The 22056-nt window shown below is 62.9% G+C and carries 16 protein-coding genes and 1 tRNA gene; 13 read left to right on the top strand and 4 right to left on the bottom strand.

The genetic code is table 11. The features are described from left to right. Positions 1 to 28: 28 nt before the first annotated feature. From DBR46_RS19795 to DBR46_RS19780, 4 genes are all read left to right on the top strand, one after another. Positions 29 to 442 (top strand): pilin, encoded by a 414-nt coding sequence (locus DBR46_RS19795; protein ID WP_124527545.1) that lies wholly within the window; start codon positions 29 to 31, stop codon positions 440 to 442. A 35-nt stretch (positions 443 to 477) separates the two neighbouring features. After that, the gene (locus DBR46_RS19790) at positions 478 to 1884 is read left to right on the top strand and encodes an O-antigen ligase (RefSeq protein WP_124527523.1); all 1407 of its coding nucleotides are present in this window, start codon (positions 478 to 480) and stop codon (positions 1882 to 1884) included. Between the two features lie 39 nt (positions 1885 to 1923). After that, positions 1924 to 1996 (top strand) — tRNA-Thr (locus DBR46_RS19785). 136 nt (positions 1997 to 2132) lie between these two features. Beyond that, positions 2133 to 2438 carry a DUF6388 family protein gene (locus tag DBR46_RS19780; protein ID WP_017737933.1) on the top strand — a complete coding sequence of 102 codons (306 nt, stop codon included), beginning with the start codon at positions 2133 to 2135 and terminating at the stop codon, positions 2436 to 2438. Positions 2439 to 2573: 135 nt separating this feature from the next. On the opposite strand, the gene nadC is transcribed toward DBR46_RS19780, so the two are convergent. Beyond that, positions 2574 to 3422 carry a carboxylating nicotinate-nucleotide diphosphorylase gene (gene nadC / locus DBR46_RS19775; protein WP_124527522.1) on the bottom strand — a complete coding sequence of 283 codons (849 nt, stop codon included), beginning with the start codon at positions 3420 to 3422 and terminating at the stop codon, positions 2574 to 2576. A 234-nt stretch (positions 3423 to 3656) separates the two neighbouring features. Here nadC and DBR46_RS19770 point away from each other — a divergent pair, with 234 nt between their 5' ends. From DBR46_RS19770 to DBR46_RS19745, 5 genes are all read left to right on the top strand, one after another. Beyond that, entirely contained in the window at positions 3657 to 5825 is a 2169-nt protein-coding gene (locus tag DBR46_RS19770) for a DUF1631 domain-containing protein (RefSeq protein ID WP_124527521.1), read from the top strand. Positions 5826 to 5868: 43 nt separating this feature from the next. After that, positions 5869 to 6432: a 1,6-anhydro-N-acetylmuramyl-L-alanine amidase AmpD gene (gene ampD, locus DBR46_RS19765; protein WP_124527520.1), complete on the top strand. Its 564-nt coding sequence runs from the start codon at positions 5869 to 5871 to the stop codon at positions 6430 to 6432. After that, positions 6429 to 7265 (top strand): regulatory signaling modulator protein AmpE, encoded by an 837-nt coding sequence (ampE, locus tag DBR46_RS19760; protein WP_124527519.1) that lies wholly within the window; start codon positions 6429 to 6431, stop codon positions 7263 to 7265. Before ampD ends, ampE begins: the two co-directional genes overlap by 4 nt. 241 nt (positions 7266 to 7506) lie before the next feature. Beyond that, complete coding sequence (locus tag DBR46_RS19750) at positions 7507 to 9537, top strand: methyl-accepting chemotaxis protein (protein ID WP_124527517.1); 2031 nt, start codon at positions 7507 to 7509, stop codon at positions 9535 to 9537. 125 nt (positions 9538 to 9662) lie between these two features. Then, positions 9663 to 10091, top strand: a complete 429-nt coding sequence (locus DBR46_RS19745) for a hypothetical protein (RefSeq protein ID WP_124527516.1) — start codon at positions 9663 to 9665, stop codon at positions 10089 to 10091. Here DBR46_RS19745 and DBR46_RS19740 read toward each other — a convergent pair. Together DBR46_RS19740 and cra are read right to left on the bottom strand one after the other, a co-directional pair. Further along, positions 10038 to 10814 (bottom strand): TatD family hydrolase, encoded by a 777-nt coding sequence (locus tag DBR46_RS19740; RefSeq protein ID WP_124527515.1) that lies wholly within the window; start codon positions 10812 to 10814, stop codon positions 10038 to 10040. The genes DBR46_RS19745 and DBR46_RS19740 overlap by 54 nt on opposite strands. Before the next feature lie 2 nt (positions 10815 to 10816). After that, complete coding sequence (cra, locus tag DBR46_RS19735; RefSeq protein ID WP_124527514.1) at positions 10817 to 11812, bottom strand: catabolite repressor/activator; 996 nt, start codon at positions 11810 to 11812, stop codon at positions 10817 to 10819. A gap of 293 nt (positions 11813 to 12105) precedes the next feature. Here cra and ptsP point away from each other — a divergent pair, with 293 nt between their 5' ends. From ptsP to DBR46_RS19715, 4 genes are all read left to right on the top strand, one after another. Continuing rightward, positions 12106 to 14964 (top strand): phosphoenolpyruvate--protein phosphotransferase, encoded by a 2859-nt coding sequence (gene ptsP, locus DBR46_RS19730; protein ID WP_124527513.1) that lies wholly within the window; start codon positions 12106 to 12108, stop codon positions 14962 to 14964. Next, a complete protein-coding gene (pfkB, locus tag DBR46_RS19725; protein ID WP_124527512.1) occupies positions 14965 to 15885 on the top strand; it encodes a 1-phosphofructokinase in 921 nt (306 codons plus the stop codon). An 11-nt stretch (positions 15886 to 15896) separates the two neighbouring features. Continuing rightward, the gene (locus DBR46_RS19720; protein ID WP_124527511.1) at positions 15897 to 17609 is read left to right on the top strand and encodes a PTS fructose-like transporter subunit IIB; all 1713 of its coding nucleotides are present in this window, start codon (positions 15897 to 15899) and stop codon (positions 17607 to 17609) included. Positions 17610 to 17797: 188 nt separating this feature from the next. Continuing rightward, the gene (locus DBR46_RS19715) at positions 17798 to 19339 is read left to right on the top strand and encodes an alkaline phosphatase (RefSeq protein WP_124527510.1); all 1542 of its coding nucleotides are present in this window, start codon (positions 17798 to 17800) and stop codon (positions 19337 to 19339) included. Positions 19340 to 19474: 135 nt separating this feature from the next. On the opposite strand, the gene DBR46_RS19710 is transcribed toward DBR46_RS19715, so the two are convergent. Further along, complete coding sequence (locus DBR46_RS19710) at positions 19475 to 22000, bottom strand: sulfite reductase flavoprotein subunit alpha (protein ID WP_124527509.1); 2526 nt, start codon at positions 21998 to 22000, stop codon at positions 19475 to 19477. Positions 22001 to 22056: the final 56 nt, after the last annotated feature.

Raw genomic sequence — 22056 nt, 5'->3', positions numbered from 1 at the left:
ATAGGTTCTATTCTGGAGAGTGAATGTGATACGTCAGAAAGGCTTTACCTTGATCGAGTTGCTGATCGTCGTGGCAATCATCGGCATTTTGGCCACCATCGGCTTGCCGATGTACACCACGCACCAGGCCAAGGCCAAGTTCACGGCGGGGCTGGCTGAAATCACGGCGTTGAAGGCGGGTTACGAGGACGTTTTCAACCAAGGCACAGTGCCCACCGTGGCCTTGATCGGTGGCACCAGCCCGACCGCCAATTGCAAGATCGACGTGGCAGGGGATGTGGCCACGGGCGTCGGTTCCATCAGCTGCGAAATCCTCGACGCCCCGGCACCGGTGCTGGGCAAGGCCATCACCTTGACCCGCGATGCGACCAAGGGCTGGAAATGTGCGACCAACGCCGAAGAAAAATACGTCGCCAAGGGCTGCGGCGCCAACGGGGCGTAACGGTCCAACCATCCACACGGACGTAGAGGTGGCTGATGGCGTTTTCCATACAGCAGCGCGGTAATGTGTTCCTGGTGCTGGCGGTGTGCTTGCTGGTGCTAGGGGTCTGTGCCCCTTTCAGTGGGCACGACCTGCAACGCGCGCTGCAGATTGCCCTGGCGCTGGGCGCACTGCTGTATGGGCTGGCGGCCCCCAACACGGCGTGGGTGGACCGGCCCACCGCCCTCGGCCTGGGGCTGGTGATCGCTCTGGGCCTGCTGTCTTCGGCCCTGGCCCACCGGCCGCTCTGGGCGTTCACCGAGGTGGCGTTGCTGGTCAGTTGTGGCGTGATTGCGCTGGCGTTCGCCACGCTTCGCCGCTATGGCGGCGAGCCGCTGGACCGTGTCCTGCTGCTGGTTGTTGTGCTGCTGTGCCTGATCAAGTCGAGCCAATACCTGCATGCAGTGATGCAGGCATTCAGCAGTGGCCAGCGCGTGCTGGACCTCGATCTGTTGCTGTCGGGTTTCTCCAACAAGCGTTTCTACGGTCAATTTCAGACCTTCACCCTGCCATTGCTGGCACTGCCCCTGCTGATGCCCAAGCTCCCTCGTTCCTTGCGCGTTGGTGTGTTTGCCTTGCTATCGGTGTGGTGGTTGATCGCCATCAGCGGGGGGACACGGGGCACATGGCTCGGCATGGGCGCGGCGGGTGTCTTGCTGGTGGCGTTGGGGCCCTTTGGGCGACGTTGGTTGGCCTGGCAACTGGCGGCGGTGGGCGGTGGCCTATTGCTGTACTGGCTGTTGTTCACGATGCTGGCGGGATATTTGGGTATCGAGACCTCCAGCGATGCCGGCGATCGCCTCACCACTTCACTGTCGGGGCGTGCCGAGATCTGGTGGCAGGCCTGGCACATGATCGTCGAGCGCCCTTGGTTGGGTTTTGGGCCGATGCAGTTTGCCGACATCCCTAACGACGTGGCGACCCATCCTCATCAGGCGATCCTCCAATGGGCCAGTGAGTGGGGCGTGCCCTCGACGCTGTGCGTAGCCGTATTGGCCTGGCGCGGCGGTTGGGCCACCTTCAGCGTGCTGCGTGAGCGGGCGTTGTCGGCGCAGCGTTCGGACGTATTGCGCCTTTGCCTGTTTGCCGCATTAGTCGGCGCGCTGACGCAGTCCATGGTCGATGGCGTGATCGTGATGCCCATTTCCCAGCTGTGGTTGGCGTTGGTGGTGGGTTGGCTGATGGCGTTGCACTGCTGGGCGGTGGCGCCAACTGCATTACCGGCACCGGTCAGTCACCTGTGGAAACTGTTGAGCGTGTTGGCCGTTGGTCTGCTGATAGTTGTTGCCGTTCGTGATGTGCCGCACATCGCGCAGGCCCAGCAACGTTATGTCGGCGACACCCACAACCGCCTCCAGCCGCGCTTCTGGGCCCAGGGGGTGATTGCACTGCCTGGGTCGTGAGTTGCCGGACACCCGATGCGGTGCTAGCTTTAGCCCACCGCCCGTGTAGCTCAGTTGGTAGAGCAGCGCACTCGTAACGCGAAGGTCGCAGGTTCGATTCCTGTCTCGGGCAAAAAGGCAGCACTGTTTTCAGATGATCCCAGAATGGTTCTGAAGGCCAGACGAGTCGGTATTCACGCCCGCTCTTTTGTATCTGCGCAACCTTGATGACCCAGATGCATCCCCATTCCTCGATCTAAGAGAACGACATGACCACGACTGAAATGACCCAGGAAGTTCGGCACGCAGAAGCCCTCAAGAAATACCTTGAAGGCACGCCGCAGCTTAAAGAAGAGATCAAGGACCTGAGCGCTGATGACCAGCGTGACCAGATCCAGTGGGCATTCGAGGATGAAGCAGAGAGCCAGGGCTTGCAGCCTTGGGAGCTGACCCTCAAGTACACCTCGACAGCGGACGAATTCGACACCGCACGGCTGGCCTTGCACAAGGAGGCAGCGGAAGTGCTGGGTGTTGAGTGGGAAGAGTATTGCGAGATGAATAATCTGGTGGTCTAAGCCAGGCACGGCGAGTTTGCCGTGGTGAGGGAGCTTGCTCCCGCTGGGCTGCGTAGCGGCCCCAAGATTTTGGGAGCGCTTCGCACTCCAGCGGGAGCAAGCTCCCTCGCCACAACAGCGCGCTAGTGCATTGCCTCAGAGACTGAGGCGCATCGACAAATCCACCGCCTTCACATCCTTGGTCATCGCGCCGATGGAGATGTAGTCCACGCCGGTTTCAGCGATGGGCAGCAGCGTGCTTTCATTGATCCCGCCGCTGGCTTCCAGCTTGGCTTTGCCCGCATTCAGGCGAACCGCTTCACGCATATCGTCCAGGCTCAGTTCGTCGAGCATGATGATGTCGGCGCCCGCCGCCAGCGCCTCACGCAACTCCTCCAGGCTTTCCACTTCGATTTCCACCGGTTTGCCCGGCGCGATCTTGTGGGCGGCCGTAATGGCCTGGGCAATGCCACCGCAGGCGGCAATATGGTTTTCCTTGATCAGGAAGGCGTCATACAAACCGATACGGTGGTTGTGACAGCCGCCGCAAGTGACCGCATATTTCTGCGCCAGGCGCAGGCCCGGCAATGTCTTGCGGGTGTCCAGCAGCTTGACCTGGGTGCTGGCGACAAAGTCCGCCAGGAACTGGGCGCGGGTCGCCACGCCAGAGAGCAGTTGCAGGAAGTTCAGCGCGCTGCGCTCGCCACTGAGCAGCGAGCGGGCCGGGCCTTCGAGGTGGAACAGCGCCTGGTTGGGGCTGACACGTTCACCGTCGGCCACCTGCCAATGCACGGCAACCCGTGGGTCCAACTGACGGAATACCGCATCTACCCAGGCAGTGCCGGCAATCACCGCCGCATCGCGGGTAATGATCGTGGCCTTGGCCAGCCGTTCGGCCGGGATCAATTGCGCGGTGATATCGCCGCTGCCGATATCTTCGAGCAGCGCGCGGCGCACGTTGGCTTCGATTTCGGCGGTGAGGTCGGCAAGACGGAGATTCGGCATAACAGGCTCCACAAACAAAGTGCCTGGATTATAGGGGCAGTGTGCGTTCGAACCCATAACCCACCGCTCAATTACAGCCGAATGACAGAGTTTGCTGGCGCAACTACCCCCATTTGCAAGATAATCTCGCGCCTTGCAATTGGCGTCATAGCTTTGACGTCCTGGTGATGACTGGAATCGCGCAGCGCCCGCGCCATCATTCCCCAACAGACACCGCCGTATCAGGAGGCCAGGATGCACAATGACGGAAAGGTGGTGCCAATCAACAAGGCACAGGCTATGCCATCGCCGCTCGCGCGCTTGCCGGTGGTGTTGATGCAGGTCCGTGACAAGGCCGCGCAGCAGTTGCAGCAAGGTCTGCAGGAACTGTTCGATAACGCCGACGACACCCTCTTCGAAATGGCCGACAAGGCGCGCAACAACCTCGATCACCATATTTTCTTTGAAGCCATGCGCGACCTGCGCCTCAAGCGCAAGAATTTCGAGCGCGTGTTCATGGAGCAGCTGTTCGCTGCCTTCGCCAACCTGGGCCTGGCGGGGCAGGGTGAGCGGCAGTTGGTGCCGGTGGTGTCCTACGACGCGGTGCCGGGCACATCCCGCGACGAGTTGGAGAAAGCCGTGGCGCTGGAGGCCATGTTGGGGCGGGTGCGACACCGCGACGGCCTGGCCCTGGGGCAATTGACGGCGCGCTTGAGTGCCGTGCTGGTCAAGGGCCTGGATGAGCGCGAGAACCCATTGGGGCCGGCACTGTTGTGCGAGTTCTTCCTGCGGGCGGGGCGCAGCCTGGGGGTGGAAATCCGCGTCAAGCTGATCATGCTCAAGCTGTTTGAGAAGTACGTGCTCAGCGACGCCGATCAACTGTATGGCGAAGCCAATCAGCTGTTGGTCGCCACCGGCGTGTTGCCTGAGCTCAAGGCGGCGCCCTCGCGGCGCCCCGGCGGGCGGGCTGCCCGTGAAGACTTGCGTAAAGACAGCGTGCCGGCCACCGATGCACCGCTGGACGCAAACGGCCAACAAGCGTTCGGCGCCTTGCAGGAACTGCTCAAGGCCGTGCGTGGCAGCGTGGCGCCGACCCTGGAAGCCAGCGCCGAACTTCAGCCGATCGCCACGCGCGACCTGCTGCGGCTGCTGTCCCATTTGCAGCAGTACGTGCCCACCCCAGACACCGAGGACGATGTTGACCTGCGCAACCAGCTTGGGCAGTTGCTGACCCGGGTCAGCGTCAAGAGCGGCAAGTCCCGGGTGGTGGAGGTTGCGGACGAAGACGTGATCAACCTGATGGCCATGCTGTTCGAGTTCATCCGCAAGGACCGCAACTTGCCGGGGGCGCTCAGGGCGTTGATTGCCCGGTTGCAGATTCCGCTGCTTAAAGTCGCGGTGCTGGATAAGAGTTTTTTCAGCCGCCCCAGCCACCCGGTACGGCGGCTGCTCAATGAAGTCGGTTGTGCCGCCGCGAAGTGGAGCCCACGGGAAGATTATCAGCGTGACAGCCTGTACCTGCATATCGAGCAAGTCGTGCAGCGTCTGCTGAATGAGTTTGTCGAAGATCCGGCGATTTTTTCCCTGTTGCTCGCGCAGTTCTCGGAATTTATTGCCGATGAGCAGCGCCGCAGCGAACTGGTCGAGCAGCACACCCGTGACGCTGAGCAAGTGCGGGTGCTGAACGACGCGTCCCGCGAGCGGGTTGCCCAGGTGCTGAATCAACGGCTGCTGGGCAAGGCATTGCCGCCCGCAGTGGTGCAATTTATACAGCAGGCGTGGAGCCAGGTGATGTTGCTGGCCAGCCTCAAGCATGGCGAGCAGTCGGTGCAGTGGCAGTCGGCGCTGCGCACCCTGGATGAGTTGATCTGGAGCGTGGGCCTGCAAAGCGACACCGAGGCTGGGCGGCATCTGCTGGAGCGCCTGCCGGGGCTGCTCAAAGCGTTGCGCGACGGCTTGACCAGCGCCGCGTTTGACCCTTTCAGCACCCGTGAATTTTTTGTGCGCTTGCAGGTATTGCACGTGCAGCCCCTGACGGGCGTCGAAGTGTTGAGCGTTGTTCGTGAGCCTTTCACCTTTGGCACCGAGTTGCCCGACACCGCCCAGGACTTGCCGGGTGATGACCCCGACCTGATCAGTGCCCTGCAGATGCGCATCGGTGACTGGATAGAGTTCCAGCAAGGCCCCGACGTCGTGCTGCGCTGCAAGTTGACGGCGATTGTGGCGCCGGCCAATCGTTACATTTTCATCAACCACAGCGGCCTCAAGGTGCTTGAGAAAAACCTCGGCCAATTGGCCCAGGCATTCAAGCGTGGCGCCCTGCGCAGGCTTGACGACGGGCTGTTGTTTGACCGGGCGCTGGCCTCGGTGTTGGGCAACCTGCGCCAACTCAATCGCGGCAAACCATCGCAACCACAGGGCTGAACGCGGCATACTGGTCACACTTTGTCACGCTCAAGGACCCTGTATGCAGTTGGACCCCCTCAGCGGTTGGTGCAAGGGCATCCGTCATTGCCCTTCGCCCAACTTCAACGAGCGCCCCGCCGGCGAAATCTCGCTGTTGGTGGTGCATAACATCAGCCTGCCACCGGCGCAGTTTGCCACCGGCAAGGTGCAGGAATTTTTCCAGAACCGCCTGGATGTCACGGAACACCCTTACTTTGAAGGGATCGCCGACCTACGCGTGTCTGCGCATTTTCTGATTGAACGCGACGGCGCCGTGACGCAGTTTGTGTCCTGCATCGACCGGGCCTGGCATGCCGGGGTCTCGTGTTTCGAGGGCCGTGAGACGTGCAATGACTTTTCCCTGGGTATCGAGTTGGAAGGCACGGATGATTTGCCGTTCACCGACGCCCAATACACGGCGCTGATCGACCTGACCCGTCAATTGCTGGCGGCTTATCCCGGCATTACCCGCCAGCGTATTTGTGGTCACAGCGATATCGCCCCGGGGCGCAAGACCGACCCCGGCCCGGCTTTTGATTGGGCGCGCTTTCGCGGCGCCCTGCAGGATGGAGGACACGCACAATGAGTTTCCTGGTATTGGTGCTGGCAGTGTGGATCGAGAAATTCTCGGCCTTGCGCCAGCGGTTGCAGCGCGATGGTGGATGGCTGCGCGAGCTGGCCAAGCTGGAATCGAGCCCGCGCATGGGCAAGCAGCCTTGGCTGATCCTGGTGCTGCTGGTGTTGCTGCCCGTGGCATTGCTGGCGCTGTTGCTGCTGGTGCTGGAACCCGTGGCCTACGGCCTGCTGGCCCTGCCGGTACACCTGTTGGTGGTGATCTACAGCCTGGGGCGTGGCGATCTATTGGCCGGGCTCGGGCCGTTTCGTGACGCCTGGCGGCGTGGCGACCTGCAAGCCGCCGAGCACGTGGCTGAGCGCGACCTGAACCTGGGCGCCGACAGTGGCGAACAACTGCTCGAACGCGTTCAAGGGCATTTGCTGTGGCAGGCGTACCAGAGCTTTTTTGCGGTGATCTTTTGGTACTTCCTGCTGGGCCCGGTTGCTGCACTGGCGTATCGCCTGTTGGCATTGGCTAGCGAGCACAGTAAAAACCCGCTGGTGGCCGAGCGCGCCGGGCAACTGCGCCATGCCTTTGACTGGCTGCCGGTGCGCTTGCTGGCGGCCAGCTTTGCCCTGGTGGGCAACTTCGTCGCGGTCAGCCGCGTGATGCTCCACGAACTGCTGAGTTGGGATATCAGCGCGGCTCAGTTGGTGGAGAAAGTTGGCCTGGTCGCCGCCGAAATCCCACCACCGGTGGTAGGCGCCGACGGCATCAACAGCCTGGACCGGCTGTGGGAACTGCTGCTGCGTGCGGCGGTGCTGTGGTATGCCGGCTTTGCGATCTGGACCGTGTTGCCCTAATCAAGTGAACGCGGTCAAAAATGTGGGAGCGGGCTTGCTCGCGAATGCGGTGGGTCAGTCGAAGGATATGTTGACTGACCCAACGCATTCGCGAGCAAGCCCGCTCCCACATTTGTTTTGTGGTGTCTTGGCGGTCGTTAACCTTACGTTACAAAACTCCCTTTCAAATTGAGCTATATAGGTGATGGCGTTCTGCCGCTGCCCTGCGCCTCAATAAAAATAAAAGAAAGGGAGTTCACCTGTGAAGAGCTTGCTCTATCCCGCCGTCGCGCTGATGAATCGCTTGAGCTTCGGCATGAAATTCAGCCTGATCAGCGTGTTGTTCCTGCTGCCGATGCTGGCCACCAACTATTACCTTGTGCGCGACTCCTGGCGCGAATTCCAGGGCACGCGCATCGAATTGCAAAGCCTGGATTTGCTCGGCAGCAGCCTGGCCCTGCGCCGCGACCTCGAAACCTTGAACAACCAGGTGCAGATCAACGCGACCCTCGGCCAGTCCGGCAAGGCCGGTGACCTGGAGGGCAAGATTAGCGCCTTGGAACAGAGTGTGCTGAGCCGCCTGCAAAGCCTCAATGCGATGGCCACCGAGCCCGAGCAAATCGCTGCGTTTGACGCCAAGCGCGATGAGTTGATTGCCGCCTTCAAGGCCCAGCAACAGGAAACCTCGTTGCTGAGCAAAAGCGCGCTGATCGGCAAGTTGCTCAACAAGGCGCAAATGCTCAGCCAGGTGATTGCCAGTCAGTCCGGCCTGAGCCGCGACCCCCAGGGCGATTTGCGCCAACTCACCGAGCTGATCACCAGTATCACCCCGCAAGTCACCCAGACCCTCGGCGAAGGCCGGGCGATGGGCGCGTATTCCCTGGGCCAGGGTTTTCTCAACTCATCCTCCAGCACGCGCTTTGACGAACTCCTGCAGCAACTGGAAAAACTCCACGGCGAATACGCGCTGAAATTGCAGGATGCCCTGGGTTCCAGCAAGGCCGCCCACGCCGCGCTCGATGGCCTGGCCCAGGCGAGCAATGCCAGCCTCAAGCAAGGCAGCGAGCTGTTTGAAGAACAGGTGGTCATGGCCGAAACCCTCGACGCGCCTTGGAAAGGGTTCTACGACCACGTCAGCCAACTGATGGCCCAGACCTACCAACTCGACGAGGCGACCCTGACCTTCCTCGGGCAGCAGTTGGAGCAGCGGCTGGCGCAAAACCGCACGCACATGATCGGGCTGGTTTGCGCCCTCTCGGCGGTGTTTTTGCTGATCTTCTATCTGTACGCAGGCTTCTACGCGTCCACCCGCACCACCCTGCGCCGCCTGGGCGCGATGATGGACAAAGTCGCGGCGGGCGATATGACGGTCACTTTCGTTGCCCATAGCCGCGATGAACTGGGCGAGCTGGGCCAGGTGTTCAACGGCACCGTGGCGAAAATCCATGACCTGATCGAACGCGTCGGCCACACCGTCAGCCAGGTCGAAGTCCAGGCCGGCCAGGTGGAGACGGTATCGGCCCAGAGTAACCACGCGGTGTCCGGCCAGCGCAGTCAGATCGAACAAGTGGCGACGGCGATGAACCAGATGTCGTCCACCGCCCAGGAAGTGGCGCGCAGCGCGGCGGCGGCGGTCAGCAGCGCCCACAGCGTCAACGATGAAACCGTCAGCGGGCGCAGCCTGGTGCAATCCCAGCAGGGCAGCATCGCGCGGCTCGCCTCGGAGATCGACCAATCGGTGCGGGTCATCAACCAATTGGCCACCGACAGCCAGTCCATCAGCAGCGTGTTGGAAGTGATCAAAAGCATTGCCGAGCAAACCAACCTGTTGGCGCTCAATGCCGCCATCGAGGCCGCGCGTGCCGGCGAGCAGGGGCGTGGCTTTGCAGTGGTGGCCGATGAGGTGCGCACCCTGGCCCGGCGCACGCAACACTCCACCGAAGAAATCGAGCAGATGATCAGCCGCTTGCACAACGGCGTGGCCGCAGCGGTGAAGGCCATGGGCAGCAGTCATGAAATGGCGAATGGCACGGTGGGGCAGTCGGAAAAAGTCCAGCAGGCCTTGGAAAACATCCTCGGCGCTGTAGGCATGATCGTCGATCAGAACCAGCAGATTGCTGCCGCCGTGGAGCAGCAAACGGCGGTCGCCCACGATATCGACCAGAACATCGTTGAAATCAATCGCGCTGGCGAGCATGCGGCCCACGGTGCGCATCAGACCGAAGCGGCCAGCCGGCAGTTGTCGATGCAGGTGATTGAGTTGAAGCAACTGATTGGGGCATTTCGAGTGTAGGAATCGAGAGTAGGATTTAATCTTGATAGGCGTGGCGTTTGTCTTGATTTGCTTGCTGATCTTTCCTTGCGACCTGAGTTGGTGAGATTTTGTTTCATCTAACCACGGTCTCGGGAGACTCGGCGATGACCGCAATAATCGGCATTCGAGGCCATTGCGCCCAATGCAACATGACGTTTGAACTAAAGCCTTGGCAATTAAATTCCATCGCCATCGACGAACCCTTTGAATGCACGTATTGCCAGTCGTGTCTCAGGCTGGTCAGCCAAAAACAGCTGTGTCAGTTCCGCGCCTTGAACCAGTGGGCCTTGGTGCGCCCGAGCATGATCATCCTGACCTGCGCGGCCTTGCTGGTGGCGTTGGTGGCCGAGTGGGTGGGGCTGGTCAGCGTGATCGGGCAGTTCAATATCTCGCTGGTAACGGTGCTGATTCATTTCCTGGTATTGCGTTATGCCCGCTACCGGCAACGCATGACCCTCAACCTGCATAGCGTCAGCCGGCTACCAATCGAACAGCTCGCACGCATTGCGTGTACTCGCCTGCGCGAGCAATAACGGTTCGATGCCCATACGCTCCGCGAGGGCGCGGCAAATATCCGGCAGGTGCTGCGGGCTATTGCGCTGGCCGGGGTACATGGCGGGGGCCATATCCGGCGAGTCGGTCTCCAGCACCACGCTGTCCAGCGGCAACTGCGCCAGCACCTTATGCATGCGCAACGCCTGGGGCCAGGTGGCCGCGCCGCCCAGGCCGAGTTTGAAGCCCAGCTTGATGTATTCGCGGGCTTCCTCCGAGCTGCCGGCGAAGGCATGGATGATGCCGCCCCGTGGCAGGCGGATGCGCTTGAGGGTGGCGATCACGGCCGCGTGGCTGCGGCGTACGTGCAGCAGCGCCGGCAGTTGGAAGTCTGCGGCGAGTTTCAGCTGGGCTTCAAACAGGTTTTGCTGGCGCTCGCGGTCCAGGTGTTCGAGAAAGTAATCCAGGCCGATCTCGCCCACTGCACACAGTTGCCGATGGCCGTGCAGGCGGGTCAGCCAATCCCCCAGTTCCACCAGGTCGGCGGGGCGATGGTCATCGAGATACACCGGGTGCAGGCCAAAGGCTGCGAACAAACCTTCATCCGCTTGCACCAGATCCCACAACCGCTGCCAATTCTGCTGATACACCCCCAGCACCACCATGCGCCGCACACCGAGTGCACGGCTGTGGGCGAGGACTTCGCCGCGGTCGCTGTTGAAGTCCGCGAAGTCCAGGTGGGTGTGGGTGTCGATCAGCTCCACGTTCAGGCCTCGCGGATACGCTGCTTGAAGGTCCGGCCGATGGCATGCACGCCCGGCTGGTAGTGCTGTTCTTCAATCGCCGCCAGGGCCAGTTTCAGCGCGGTATCGGCGATCAACTGATGTTGCTGGGCCATGGCGTTGACCGGCAGCGGCAGGAAATCCAGCAGTTGCGTGTCACCAAACGTGCCCAGGCGCAGGGGCCGCGACTTCAGCGGGAAGTCATGCAGCGCATCAAACACGCCTTGCAGCAACACGTAGGACGTCGTTACCAGTGCGTCAGGCAAATGCCCCAGGCGTTGCAGCAGTTGCTCCATCAACTGTCGGCCACAGTCACGGCTGAATGCTTCGCCCTGTTCGACGATCACCTCGCCGCTGAACCCCTGCAGCGCGTCACGGAAACCCGCCGCGCGCTCCTGGCTGATGCTCAGTTCCGGCCGTGCGCCGATCAGCACGATCTGCTTGGGCAGCGGTTGCAACAGGCTGCTGGTCAGTTGCTGGCAGGCCTGGCGGTCGTCGCTGACCACCGAGCAGAACTGCGCGGTTTCCATCACCCGGTCGATGGCAATCACCGGCAGGCCCTTGGCTTGCAGTTCGCGGTAGCTGTCGTCGCTGGCCGGTAGGCAACTGGCGACAAACAGCGCATCGCAGCGCCGCGCGCGAAACAGTTGCAGCAACTGGCGCTCGCTGTTGGCGTCATCGTCGGAGCTGGCGATCAGCAACTGATAGCCGCGTGCCCGTGCGCCTTGCTCCAATAGCTTGGCGATGCGTGCGTAACTGGGGTTTTCCAGGTCGGGCAGGATAAAACCCAAGGTGCGCGTGTGCCGACTACGCAGCCCAGCGGCTTGGGGGTTGGGCGTAAACCCATGGGCTTCAACCACGGCACGCACCCGTTCGACGGTGGCGTTGCTGATCCGTTGTTGTTCGGCCTTGCCATTGATGACGTAGCTGGCGGTGGTCACTGACACACCGGCCAAGCGTGCAATATCACTGAGTTTCAAACCGGGATTTCCTTGTTTTTTGGAGCTTGCCCCGACATTTTGTCCAATCGTAACCGATTACTGCACACGACCAATGTCCAAGCTCAAGTGCCGAGTGGTCCTTCAAGGATGCTCAATTAACGCGTAATCTGCCATAAATTCTAGATTAAACGTTTCAGCAAGCGTATTTTTACGATCTTCGCTACTGAGTGGCCACTGCCAATTGACTACTCAGTCAGCTATTACGCAACGCCATTACACTGTTTATTCAAAACAATACCTAGTGCGCCCATCGCACTAACTAGGAGAACGGCATGCTTGAGCTCACCCACGAGCAGATTTCCATGGGCCAGGTGGCTGTGGATAAGTCTGCTGCCTTGCACCTGCTCGCTGAAAAACTGGTGGCCGACGGCCTGGTCGCCGAGGGTTACCTCAGCGGTTTGCAAGCCCGTGAAGCCCAAGGCTCGACCTTTCTCGGCCAAGGTATTGCGATCCCCCACGGCACGCCCGAGACCCGCGACCAGGTGTTTGCCACCGGCGTGCGCCTGCTGCAGTTCCCCGAAGGGGTGGACTGGGGCGACGGCCAGATCGTCTACCTGGCGATTGGCATTGCGGCCAAATCCGATGAACACTTGCGCCTGCTGCAACTGCTGACCCGCGCCCTCGGTGAGACCGACCTCGGCCAGGCACTGCGCCGCGCCGGTAGCGCCGAAGCCTTGCTCAAACTGCTGCAAGGCGCGCCGCAGGAACTGGCGCTGGATGCGCAGATGATCAGCCTGGGCGTGTCGGCCGATGATTTCGAAGAGCTTGTCTGGAGAGGTGCGCGCCTGTTGCGCCAGGCCGACTGTGTAAGCAACGGTTTCGCCGCCGTGTTGCAGCAGGTTGATGCGTTGCCCCTGGGCGATGGCCTGTGGTGGCTGCACAGCGAGCAGACGGTCAAGCGCCCGGGCCTGGCGTTTGTCACCCCGGACAAACCCATGCGCTACCTCGGTCAGCCGCTCAACGGCCTGTTCTGCCTGGCCAGCCTTGGCGAAGCCCACCAAACCTTGCTGGAGCGCCTGTGCGCCCTGCTGATCGAAGGCCGTGGCCAGGAACTGGGCCGCGCCACCAGCAGCCGCGCCGTACTCGAAGTGCTCGGCGGCGAACTGCCGCCCGACTGGCCCAGCGCACGCATCACCTTGGCCAACGCCCACGGCCTGCACGCGCGGCCGGCGAAGATCCTCGCGCAATTGGCAAAAAGTTTTGACGGCGACTTGCGCGTGCGCATCGTCGATGGCCCGGTGGGCGCCGTCTCGGTCAAGAGCTTGAGCAAACTGCTGAGCCTCGGCGCCCGCCGTGGCCAGGTGCTGGAATTTGTCGCCGAACCGACAATCGCCGGCGACGCGCTGCCAGCGCTGTTGGCCGCCGTCGCAGAAGGCCTGGGTGAAGAGGTCGAGCCGCTGCCGACCGTCAGCGCGCAACCGGCCACGGTCGATATCGAACCGCTGCTCAGTGCACCGCTGAGCGGCAGCCAGCTCCAGGCCATCGCCGCCGCGCCGGGCATCGCCATCGGCCCGGCGCATATCCAGATTCAACAGGTGTTCGACTACCCGCTGCGCGGCGAGTCCTCGGCCATCGAGCGCCAGCGCCTGCAAGCCGCCCTGGCCGATGTGCGCCGCGATATCCAGGGCCTGATCGAACGCAGCCAGGCCAAGGCGATCCGCGAGATTTTCATCACCCACCAGGAAATGCTCGACGACCCGGAACTCAGCGACGAAGTCGACACCCGCCTCAAACAAGGCGAAAGCGCCGAAGCCGCGTGGATGAGCGTGATCGAAGCCGCTGCCAAGCAGCAGGAGTCGTTGCAGGACGCCTTGCTCGCTGAGCGCGCCGCCGACCTGCGGGATATTGGCCGTCGCGTGCTGGCGCAACTGTGCGGCGTCGAAACCCCCCGCGAGCCCAGCGAGCCGTACATCCTGGTGATGGACGAAGTCGGCCCGTCCGACGTGGCGCGCCTTGATCCGGCCCGCGTCGCCGGCATCCTCACTGCCCGTGGCGGCGCGACGGCCCACAGCGCCATCGTCGCCCGTGCCCTCGGCATTCCGGCGTTGGTGGGCGCGGGCCCCGCCGTGTTGCTGCTGGCCTCCGGCACGCCGTTGCTGCTGGACGGCCAGCGCGGCCGCCTGCATGTGGACGCCGACGCGGCGACCCTGCAACGGGCCACTGTCGAGCGCGACACCCGCGAGCAACGCCTGCAAGCTGCCTCGGCCCAGCGCCATGAACCGGCGCTGACCCGTGACGGTCACGCCGTGGAAGTGTTCGCCAATATCGGCGAAAGCGCGGGTGTGGCCAGTGCGGTGGAGCAGGGTGCCGAAGGCATTGGCTTGCTGCGCACCGAACTGATTTTCATGGCCCACCCACAAGCGCCGGACGAAGCCACCCAGGAAGCCGAATACCGTCGCGTTCTCGATGGCCTTGGCGGGCGTCCGTTGGTGGTGCGCACCCTCGATGTGGGCGGCGACAAACCGCTGCCGTATTGGCCGATTGCCCAGGAAGAAAACCCCTTTCTCGGCGTGCGCGGCATCCGTCTCACCTTGCAGCGTCCGCAGATCATGGAAGCCCAACTCAGGGCGCTATTACGTTCCGCGGATAGCCGCCCGCTGCGCATCATGTTCCCCATGGTCGGCAGCGTCGATGAATGGCGCGCCGCCCGCGACATGACCGAGCGCCTGCGCCTGGAAATCCCGGTGGCCGACCTGCAACTGGGCATCATGATCGAAGTGCCGTCGGCGGCCTTGCTCGCCCCGGTGCTGGCCAAGGAAGTGGACTTCTTCAGCGTCGGCACCAACGACCTGACCCAATACACCCTGGCCATCGATCGTGGTCATCCAACCTTGTCCGCCCAGGCCGATGGCCTGCACCCGGCGGTGTTGCAACTGATCGACATCACCGTGCGCGCGGCCCATGCCCATGGCAAATGGGTTGGTGTGTGCGGCGAGTTGGCGGCAGACCCGCTGGCCGTGCCGGTGCTGATCGGCCTGGGGGTGGACGAGTTGAGCGTGTCGGCCCGCAGCATTCCCGAAGTGAAGGCGCGGGTGCGTGAATTCAGTCTGAGCGAGGCCCAGGGTCTAGCGCAAAAAGCACTCGCGGTGGGCTCGCCCGCCGAAGTGCGTGCCCTTGTGGAGGCCGTGTAGATGGCAAGGATTCTGACCCTGACGCTGAACCCGGCGTTGGACCTGACCATTCGCCTGGCGCGCCTGGAGGCGGGTGAGGTCAACCGCAGCGAAACCATGCTCACCCATGCCGCCGGCAAAGGCGTGAATGTGGCGCAGGTGCTGGCTGACCTCGGCCATCAAGTGACCGTGGGTGGCTTCCTGGGTGAAGACAATCCACAGGCGTTTGACGCGCTGATCGCCCGCCGTGGGTTTGCCGACGCGTTTATCCGCGTGCCTGGCGAAACCCGCAGCAATATCAAGATCGCCGAACAGGATGGCCGGGTCACCGACATCAACGCGCCGGGGCCGCAAGTCAGTGAGCAGGCGCAACGCGCCCTGCTCGAAAAACTGGTGCAGATGGCTCCCGGTTTTGATGCGGTCGTCGTTGCGGGCAGCTTGCCGCGCGGCGTCAGCCCGCAGTGGTTTCAGCACTTGCTGGCGCAGCTGAAAAACCTCGGCTTGAAAGTCGCCCTCGACACCAGCGGCGAAGCGTTGCGCGCCGGTTTGCAGGCGGGCCCGTGGTTGGTCAAACCCAACACTGAAGAGCTGGCCGAAGCCCTGGGCAATGCCCCCGATGCCATCAGCCAATTGCACCGGTTGGGCGTGGAACATGTGGTGGTATCCGACGGCGCCGCCGGCGTGAACTGGTACCGCCCTGGCGCCGCGCTGCATGCCACGCCGCCCAAGGTCACGGTGGCCAGCACGGTGGGCGCGGGCGACTCGCTGCTCGCCGGCATGCTCCACGGTTTGCTCAGTGGCGACACCGCGGAGCAGACCCTGCGCCGCGCCACGGCGATTGCCGCGATGGCGGTGACACAGATCGGTTTTGGCATCAGCGATGACGCGCAGTTGGCGCACCTCGAAAGCGGCGTCGATGTACGCACGCTGACAGAACAATAAGAGGGTTTGTGATGAAGTTAGCCATTGTTACTGCCTGCCCGAACGGCATGGTCACCAGTGTGCTGTGCGCCCGCTTGCTGGACGCCGCCGCGCAACGCCAGGGCTGGAGCACCAGCGTCGAAGTGGTCGACGTGCAGCGCCCGGAACGCCAGTTGTCCCAAGGGATCATCGACGACGCCGAATGGGTATTGCTGGTCAGCAGCACGCCGGTGGACATGCAGCGGTTTGTCGGCAAGCGCGTATTCCAGAGCACGCCGGCCCAGGCGCTGGCGGATGTCGAAGCAGTGTTGCGCCGTGGCGCCGAAGAGGCGGCGGTGTATGTCGCCCCTGAAGGCGCCGCCAAGAGCGCGCCGCGTATCGTTGCCGTCACCGCTTGCCCGACCGGCGTGGCGCACACCTTCATGGCCGCCGAAGCCTTGCAGCAGACCGCCAAGCGCCTGGGCTACGACTTGCAGGTGGAGACCCAGGGCTCGGTCGGCGCGCGTACGCCGTTGAGCCCGCAAGCCATCGCCGATGCCGATGTGGTGTTGTTGGCGGCGGATATCGAAGTCGCCACCGAGCGCTTTGCCGGCAAGAAGATCTACCGCTGCGGCACCGGTATTGCCCTCAAGCAAGCCGAAGCAACCCTCAACAAGGCGCTGGCCGAAGGCGCGGTGGAAAGCAGCGCCAGCGCGGCGGTGACCAAGTCGGAAAAGACCGGCGTTTACAAACACCTGCTCACCGGTGTGTCGTTCATGCTGCCGATGGTGGTGGCGGGCGGGTTGTTGATTGCCTTGTCATACATGTTCGGCATTCACGCGTCCGAGCAGCCAGGCACATTGGCCGCTGCGCTGAAAACCGTCGGCGACCGCGCCTTTATGTTGATGGTGCCGCTGCTGGCGGGTTATATCGCCTACTCGATTGCCGACCGTCCTGGCATCGCGCCCGGCATGATCGGTGGCCTGCTGGCCGGTACGTTGGATGCGGGTTTTATCGGCGGGATCTTCGCCGGTTTCCTCGCCGGGTACTGCGTCAAGCTGATCACCCGTGCGGTGAAATTGCCCCAGAGCCTGGAGGCGCTCAAGCCGATCCTGATCATCCCGTTGCTGGCGAGTCTGATCACCGGCCTGGCGATGATCTACCTGGTGGGCCCGCCAGTGGCGCGCATGCTGGCGGGCTTGACCGACTTCCTCAGCACCATGGGTACCACCAACGCCGTGCTGCTCGGCATCCTGCTTGGCGGCATGATGTGCGTCGATCTCGGCGGGCCGATCAACAAGGCGGCGTATGCGTTCTCGGTCGGCCTGCTGGCAGCCCACAGCGGCGCGCCGATGGCCGCAGTCATGGCCGCTGGCATGGTGCCGCCGATTGGCATGGGCATCGCGACGTTCCTGGCACGGCGCAAGTTTGCCCAGACCGAACGCGAGGCGGGCAAGGCGGCGATGATCCTGGGGATGTGCTTTATCTCCGAAGGTGCGATCCCGTTTGCCGCCAAGGACCCGCTGCGGGTGATCCCGGCGAGTATTGCCGGGGGGGCGTTGACGGGGGCGTTGTCGATGTATTTTGGCTGCGTGCTGGCGGCGCCTCACGGCGGGTTGTTTGTGTTGGTCATCCCGAATGCGATGAACCATGCGTTGCCGTATTTGCTGGCGATTGTCGCGGGTAGCTTGCTGACAGGGTTGGTGTACGCAGTGATCAAACGCCCAGAAGTGGTCGAACTGTCGGTCGCACCCGCCAAGGCCTGACCTGGAATGCAGTTAAAACTGTGGGAGCTGGCTTGCCTGCGATGGCGGTGGGTCAGCTTGTACATCTGTTACTGATACACCGCAATCGCAGGCAAGCCAGCTCCCACATTAGATCTTTATTGGTCGCAAGATTAGTGTCATCTGCCCGTGTTTAAGTTGTCCTTTTGATCTTCAAGAGGGCACCTTGCATGAGCCACTTCGATCTCGGCCGTCGCCGTGTGATGCAAGCCGTCGGCGCCGGGTTGTTGCTGCCGGGCCTGGCGCCGGCGGTGATTGCTTCGGTCAAGGACCGGCCACAACTCACCGATGGCGTGCAGTCCGGCGACTTGCTTGGCGACCGCGCGATGATCTGGAGCCGCAGCGACCGCCCCGCCCGCATGGTGGTGGAGTGGGACACCCGCAGCACGTTCAGCAACCCGCGCAAATTCATCTCGCCCCTGGCCGACAACCGCAGCGATTTTACCGCCCGCGTCGAACTCACCGGCTTGCCCGCCGACCAGGCGATCTTCTACCGCGTGCACTTCGAAGACGCCCAGACCGGCGTTGCCAGCGAGCCCTGGTTCGGCCACCTGCGCAGCGTGCCGCAACAGCGCCGCGACATCCGTTTTGTGTGGAGCGGCGACACCGTCGGCCAGGGCTTCGGCATCAACCCGGACATCGGCGGCATGCGCATCTACGAAGCCATGCGCCTGCGCCTGCCGGACTTTTTTATCCACAGCGGCGACACCATCTACGCCGACGGCCCGGTGCCCGCGCAACTGGTCACCGAAGGCGGGCGCATCTGGCGCAATATCACCACCGAAGCCAAGAGCAAAGTCGCGGAAACCCTCGACGAATATCGCGGCAACTACCGCTACAACCTGCTGGATGAAAACGTGCGCCGCTTCAATGCCGAAGTGCCGCAGATCTGGCAGTGGGACGATCACGAAGTGGTCAACAACTGGTCGCCGAGCAAGCAGCTCGATGAGCGTTACCAGACCAAGGACATCAACACCCTGGTCGGCCGCGCGCGCCAGGCCTGGCTGGAATATTCACCGATGCGCCGCCAGGCCGCCGACGGTGGCGGGCGGATCTATCGCAAGCTCAGCTACGGGCCGCTGCTGGATGTCTTTGTGCTGGATATGCGCAGCTATCGCGGGCCCAACGATGACAACCTGGGCGGCGAAAAGCCCTTCCTCGGCCGTGCGCAATTGGATTGGCTAAAGCGTGAGCTCAAGGGCTCGCAGGCGCAGTGGAAAGTCATTGCCGCCGATATGCCCATCGGCCTTGGCGTGCCGGATGGCGAGGTGAGCCCAGGTGTGCCGCGTTGGGAGGCGATTGCCAACAATGACCCAGGCGCGCCCCAAGGGCGTGAGCTGGAGATTGCCGAACTGCTGGGTTTTTTACGGGCGCAGAAGGTGCGCAACCATGTGTGGCTGACCGCCGACGTGCATTACTGCGCGGCGCATCACTACCACCCGGATCGCGCGGCGTTCCAGGATTTCGAGCCGTTTTGGGAGTTTGTCGCGGGGCCTTTGAATGCGGGGAGTTTTGGGCCGAATCCGTTGGATAAGACCTTTGGGCCTGAGGTGGTGTTCGAGAAGGCGCCGCCGGCGCAGAACACTTCGCCGTTTGCCGGGTTTCAGTTTTTTGGTGAGGTGCAGATTGATGGGCAGACGGCGGAGTTGACGGTGGTTCTGCGGGATTTGGATGGTGTGTCGGTGTTCCAGCAAAAACTCCAACCTGTCTGACTTGGAATGCAATTAAAACTGTGGGAGCGGGTTTGCTCGCGAATGCGGTGGATCAGCCAGCACATGCTGTGAATGACACACCGCATTCGCGAGCAAGCCCGCTCCCACATTTTGATCCTCGGTGGCTTTGAGGGATCAGTAGACATCCCGACGGTAGCGGCCCTGTTCGATCAACCGCTCTACCGCTTCATTGCCCAGAATATCCACCAACGCCTGATCCACCCCAGCCGCCATTCCCTGCAAACTGCCGCACACATAAATCGCCGCACCTTCGGCCAGCCACTTGCGCAGCACGTCCGCCGATTCACGCAGGCGGTCCTGCACGTAGATTTTTTCCTCTTGGTCGCGGGAAAACGCCAGGTCCAACAACGCCAGGTCGCCGCTGGCCAGCCAGCCTTGCAGCTCGTCCCGGCAGAGGAAGTCGTGGGCGATATTGCGTTCGCCGAACAGCAGCCAGTTGCGCTGCTGGCCATCGGCAATGCGTGCCTTGAGCAAGCTGCGCAGGCCCGCCAGGCCGGTGCCGTTGCCCAGCAGGATCATCGGCACCGGTGCGTCCGGCAGGTGGAAGCCACTGTTGCGGCGCAGGCGCAGGCTGATGGCTGAGCCAAGGGCGGCGTGTTCGGTGAGCCAACCGGAACCCAGGCCCAGGCTGCCGTCGGGGTGGCGTTCCTGGCGCACGATCAGCTCCAGCACGCCGTCGCTGGCAATCGAGGCGATGGAGTATTCACGCATGCCCAGGGGCACCAGCGCATTCACCAGTGCCTGGGCGTGCAGGCCCACCAGATGGGCGCGATGCGTTGGCAGCTGGCGGGTGGCCAGGGCCTGATCGAGGGTGTGCGCCAGGTCGTCGATCAACACGCCGTCACTGCCGGCCAGCCCGAGGCCTTCGAGGAAGTGTTCGATGGCCCAGGGGCAATTGCGCGGGATGATTTCCACCAGGTCGCCGGCTTGCCAGGTCTGTGGTGACGCCGGGGTCAGGCCCAGCAGGTAGACGTCGGAGCCGCTGCTGTCGCGGTTGAGCAGGGTGCGCTGGGCCAGCGTCCAGTTTTCGTACTGCGCGGTCGGCCATGCTGCAGCGGGGGCGTGACCGGTCAGTTGCCCAAGCTGTTGTTGCCAGTGCAGCAGGGCAGTGGTGTCGCCGCTGTCCACTTCCACGGGGGCGAACAGCGGGTTGCCGCCCTGGTTGGTCAACCAGAAATGCAGGCGCCGGGCGAAACCGCAGAAGTGTTCGTACTGCCGGTCACCCAGGGCCAATACCGAGTAGTTCAAGCCTTTGAGGGACAGGTCCTGGCCCAGCACGCTGCGTTCAAAACCACGGGCGCTGTCGGGCGCTTCGCCGTCACCGAAGGTGCTGACCACGAACAAGGCGTTTTCGGACTGGCGCAGGTCATCCTGGCTGACGCTGCCCAGGGGCTGCACCTTCACCGGCAGGCCGGCGGCCTGCAATTGTCCGGCGGTTTGCCAGGCCAGTTGTTCGGCGAAACCGCTCTGGCTGGCGAAGCCGATCAGCCACGCCGGGGCATCACTGTTGTTGGCGCCAAGGCCTTTGCGCGCGTCGCGCACTTGGCGTTTTTTGCGGCGACGGTCGAGGTACAGCAGCCAGCCGGTGATGAAAAACAACGGCATCAGCAACGAACTGACGGTGAGGATGATGCGCCCCGCCAGGCCGAAGTAGCTGCCGGTGTGCAGCGCGTAGACGCTGGTCAGCAACTGGGAACCGAGGGTCTTGCTGGCGTAACGGTCGTGGGATTTGACCTCGCCGGTGGCGGTGTCGAGGTTAAGCTGGTTCAGCGCGCGGTCGTGGGGCGAGTCTTTCAGCAGGTAGTAGACCGTGGCCGGTTGCCCGGCGACGGCGGGCATGCGGATGTTGTAGCTGCTCAAGCCAGGGCCTGCGCTGCTGTAGATGCTGCTCCACATCGCGTCATAGTTGGCCACGGGCGCCGGGCCTTGCGGAGGTGGGCCGCGCTTGCGCATGCGCTCGTTTTGCGGCGCGTCGGAGAGCAGTTTGGTCACGCCCTGGTTGTACCAGTCGTAGGACCAATACAGCCCGGTCAGCGCCGCCAGCAGATAGGCCAGCAGGCACCAGGTGCCGAACACCGAGTGCAAATCCCAGTTGAAGCTGCGACCTTTCTTGCGCCAGTCCAGGGTCAGCCACACGCGCCAGCTGGCGACCTGGCGCGGCCAGCGCAGGTACAGGCCCGACAGGCAGAAGAACACCAGGATCAGCGTGCACGCGCCGGTGATGTTGCGCCCGGTGTCGCCCATCACGAGGAAGCGGTGGAATTGCAGGAGGAAGCCGAACACGTCCTGGCCGACCACGTCGCCCATGTAATCGCCGGTGTAAGGATCGAAATAGCGCAACTGGCCACGGCGCTCGCCGGGTGGCGGGGTGAAGAACACGCGGGCGGCGTTGCCGCTGTCGCTGTCGACGAAGAGCATGGCCACGGTCTGGCCTTCGGTGGCCTCCAGTTTGCGCACCAGTTCGGCGGGCGGCAGCACGCCGGCGTCGCGTTTTTCCACCGTCAGTACGGTGGGGTTGAGCGCCCGCAGGATTTCATCCTGAAACGAAACCGCTGCCCCGGTGATCCCCATCAAGGCCAGCACCAGCCCGGCCGTAATGCCGAAGAACCAGTGCAACTGGAACAGGGTTTTCTTCAACACGTCTGACCGCCTCGTCTATCTGGATGTAAATGCACGGCGCGCATTATGCCGTGGGT

This window comes from Pseudomonas sp. KBW05 (genome assembly GCF_003852405.1).
In the GTDB taxonomy this organism is placed as follows: Bacteria; Pseudomonadota; Gammaproteobacteria; order Pseudomonadales; family Pseudomonadaceae; genus Aquipseudomonas.
Note: the sequence above shows the minus strand (reverse complement) of the source record. Positions and strands in the feature narration are given on the sequence as shown.